The organism is Paenibacillus albidus, from assembly GCF_014644435.1.
Taxonomy (GTDB): Bacteria; Bacillota; Bacilli; order Paenibacillales; family Paenibacillaceae; genus Paenibacillus_AQ; species Paenibacillus_AQ albidus.
This window is the reverse complement of record NZ_BMKR01000095.1, coordinates 1-3,042: the sequence shown is the minus strand read 5'-3', so window position 1 is coordinate 3,042 and position 3,042 is coordinate 1. Positions and strand designations below refer to the sequence as shown.

At 47.2% G+C, this 3,042-nt stretch carries 3 protein-coding genes and 1 pseudogene; all 4 read right to left on the bottom strand.

Translation table 11 applies throughout. The features are described 5' to 3' along the window. Positions 1–275: 275 nt before the first annotated feature. Positions 276–1,256 (bottom strand): SDR family NAD(P)-dependent oxidoreductase, encoded by a 981-nt coding sequence (locus IEY53_RS34685; RefSeq protein WP_189032894.1) that lies wholly within the window; start codon positions 1,254–1,256, stop codon positions 276–278. 186 nt (positions 1,257–1,442) lie between these two features. Next, positions 1,443–1,856: a MerR family transcriptional regulator gene (locus tag IEY53_RS34680; RefSeq protein WP_189032892.1), complete on the bottom strand. Its 414-nt coding sequence runs from the start codon at positions 1,854–1,856 to the stop codon at positions 1,443–1,445. Positions 1,857–2,209: 353 nt separating this feature from the next. After that, positions 2,210–2,743, bottom strand: coding sequence for a 2'-5' RNA ligase family protein (locus IEY53_RS34675; RefSeq protein ID WP_189032890.1), 534 nt, complete (start codon positions 2,741–2,743; stop codon positions 2,210–2,212). A 109-nt stretch (positions 2,744–2,852) separates the two neighbouring features. Then, a pseudogene (locus IEY53_RS35650) lies at positions 2,853–3,042 on the bottom strand (GyrI-like domain-containing protein); the annotation flags it as partial.

The following is a 3,042-nucleotide window of genomic DNA, read 5'->3' as shown; positions in this document are numbered from 1 at the left end:
AAAGGTGAAATCCTGCGAATTCATGAGCCTGCGTGAGAAAACTAAATCATTTCGAGGGAGTTCAATGATGTGTGACCTGCGCTATGGACTTGAATATACAGTCCTAGACTGTCGAATGAATTTGTTTAATTAACACTATCTTTACCGGAACAAATCTAGCGAATAAACATGACTCTTCGATGCAAAAGCAACCGCCAACCGTGTGCACAAACCGATCCATACTACGCTTTTTTGTGATGCAATTTCGGGTCTCGGGGATGCATACGTCTGCGTTGTTATTTCGCTGGTACATTGGTCCGAGTCAGTTTGGAAGAGATCTCCCACAGACGCACAGCTTGCTGAGGGTCGACCGCGTAATCCTTAACTCCGGTTTGAGTGCCGTCGTCAGGAGCCATTTCGGCAATGTCACAGTCCTCGCAATAAAGCCCGCCGAGACCGGCAAGTTTGGGGGTGGTTGCCGCCCACACCTGAGTAGCAGCGCCCTGCTGAGGCGTCTTGAAAGTCGGATCGGCTAGTTCGCCGCGCTCGTCAATCCAACCCAGATCAACCATTTCTTTCTTTGTTAGATGGCGCTGCAGAGGCGTTAGAATTGAGCCAGGGTGCACCGAAAACGCCCGTACACCATGCTCAACTCCACGCCTGTCGAGCTCGACAGCGAATAGGCTGTTGGCGGTCTTTGATTGCCCGTAGGCTAGAAAATTGTCATAGCCTTTCTCAAACTGCACATCATCCCAGCGAATCGGCGAGAGGTGATGGCCAGCTGAAGACACCGATATCACACGCGATCCCCCCTTGGTAACGAGCGCTGGCCATAGCAGGTTGATTAGCGCGAAGTGGCTAAGGTGGTTGGTGGCGAACTGTACCTCCCAGTCAGGTCCCACCCTCGTCTCTGGGCAGGCCATGATCCCAGCACTGAGGATTGCAATGTCAATACTGCGACCACTGGTCAGGAACCGATCGCCGAATGCGCGGACGCTGGCGAGGTCCGAGAGATCAAGTTCGTCAACCTCAACACCCTGCAAGTAAGCGAGCGCCTTTACGGCGGAGTCTGGTCGACGTGCCGGTACGACTACATGGGCTCCGGCGCGGGCGAGGGCGCGTGTGGTCTCCAAGCCCAGACCCGAATATCCGCCGGTCACGATGGCTAAACGTCCTGAGAGATCAATGTCACGCAGTACCTCATCGGCGTTGCTGCGATGGCCGAATCCGGAACCGATCTTGCGCTGCATAGTTCCTAAATTTCTTTGCTGCTGCATGGTAGTTTTATCTCCTTCCTGATGTACTCATACTCACCATACAAACTAGAGTGTACTCTAGGTCAAGAGCAGCATTCAAATCAACAGTTTTCGTCACCATGCAGGGCGTAACGATAACTAGCGTGTGGCTGTCGATTGGGTAATTTGAACCGGTATCAGATAAACGCAGCACGCAGCGAGAGTTTCTCACCTACCGCCGGTCCAGAGGTACTGGGCGGTTCCTTGCTCAAGGTGCTGCTCATAGACGTCAACCTTCCAGTTGATGAGTTCCAAGCAGTCGTTCAGTTGCGAAACTTGGGCGGCAACTCGTCGTTGGTGCTCGTGGAGAATTCCAAGCCGTTCTCGTTCGTTTCCTGGACCCTGCCGGACCAGTTCTGCGAACTGTTTGATCTGAGCAGTTGGCATTCCCGATGCTCGGAGCTTGGTACAGATGCCTAGCCACTCGACGTCGGCTAGGCTGTAGCGGCGGCGGCCGCCTTTGTCCCGCGTAATTCGGGTGGATAGCAACAGGCCTTCGCGCTCGTAGAATCGTAGCGAGTGAACGCTCAACCCAGTGCGCTCAGCGACTTGCCCGATACCTAGTTCCTTATTATTATCCATTCGAAGCGTCGCCCCCTTAATCAGAAACTTTGAACGTTGGTTCAGTAACATCTTCCAGTCTAATATTTTATTTTCTCCGTCTAATTCTTTATCATCTTCTAACACCTACAATTCTAAAGCAAGTTTTTTCACAGAAAGTGACTTAGGATAAACCCCTTCCATGCAAATCCTTTTTCCACGCCTTTTACGCAGTTCTCCACCAAAAAACTTGCCGCTACTTATGATACGGTTCCCCGCGTATGATCTTAAACTATTCTGCCCGTTACTTCAACGAGCAACGGCAACCGATCGTATGGCCGGCTGCCGTCATATCGTGGTGCTAACGTTCTCCGTTAGTTGAATCACTTCTCTTTTTATCTCCCCAATAGGATATCTTCAAATGGTACGTATTTGTTTGGTTCAATTTCTTTATATACGCGTACATAATTGACATTGAAGGTTGGAAAAGGAGCTAATTCTTTAATTGCTAGGAGATTCATTTCTTCAATTTCAGTTTCGTTCAAACCCCAGTAGGTTTGCCCCAAAGTCAAATGAGGATGATATTTATCCAATTCAAAGTAACGATCTATTTGCTCTTTTGATGGAGAAATCGCACTTACTAATCTTCTATGTAAATCGATTACACTGCTCGTCTCAACACTTAGAAATGTAACAGCGCTTCCAAACGATCTCGGTTCTGATAATGATAATTGAAAGTTTTGAATTAAAGAGCATGTTTGTCTTACACTTTCTAGCCAATGTAGATCTAATGTAAGTCCACCCTGCGCTTTGACCGTGATGTGAGGCTCTACTACATCGTTAAGACGATTACTGGACCAACGATCACGAAATACCACTATTTTATCTTTATAGTCCTCTGGAGGGGTAATTCCGATGAAATATTGCATTTTACAGTACACATCCTTTAGTAATCTATATAGATCCCACTTGTTCTTATCTTCTTATTTCTTCGGTCTATTTAAACTATCCTGCCCTTTAGCGTAATATGTGGGTGTACTAGATTTTTTCAACAGGGAAGTATAAGTACAATTCTCCACTACTATCTTTTGGATTATAGAATTCTTGAATTGCTCCGACAATTTGATAATTGTTCTTAGGTAAATAATCCGAAAGCATATGATTCAACATGTTTTGATACGAATCTTGGGTACACTTTTTTACAACATATTTGAATGCAGGAATAATC